Below are 551 nucleotides of genomic sequence, written 5' to 3' on the forward strand. Positions count from 1 at the left end.
GCCGAGCTCGACCGGCTGCTGTCCGGGGCCGGGCGGGGGGCCGCGTCGGGGGTGGTGGCTGGTGGGTCCGGTCCTGCCGGCGCGGCCGGGTCAGGGCCCGAGGGTGCCCAGCTCAAGGTGAACATGCTGCTCAAGCGACTGCCGAGGCTGCGGGACGACGTCGACCCCGTCGCCGCGTTCAGCGGCACGCTGCACGTCAACGAGTCGCTGACGCAGCTCCAGGAGGCCTACGCGCAGGCCGCCGCCGGGCGCGTCCCAAACCTGCCGCCCAGCGAGATCTACTGCCACACGCTGTCCGACCGGACCATCCTCGGCCCGGCGCTGGCCGGGACCGAGGCGCAGACCATCACGCTGTTCGGGCTGCACATGCCGGCCCGGCTCTTCCGCGCGGACCCCGACGGCGCCCGCGAACGGGCGCTCGCGGCGACGCTGGCCTCGCTGAACTCGGTGCTGGCCGAGCCGATCGAGGACGTGCTCGCGGTCGACGCCGACGGCGCGCCCTGCCTGGAGGTGCGGACGCCGGTCGACCTGGAGGGCGACGTCGGGCTGCC

At 75.5% G+C, this 551-nt stretch carries 1 pseudogene; it reads left to right on the forward strand.

Going from position 1 to position 551, the window contains the following annotated elements:
* A pseudogene (locus PROKR_RS36255) lies at positions 1–551 on the forward strand (FAD-dependent oxidoreductase); the annotation flags it as partial.

The organism is Promicromonospora kroppenstedtii DSM 19349, from assembly GCF_000515355.1.
Lineage (GTDB): Bacteria > Actinomycetota > Actinomycetes > Actinomycetales > Cellulomonadaceae > Promicromonospora > Promicromonospora kroppenstedtii.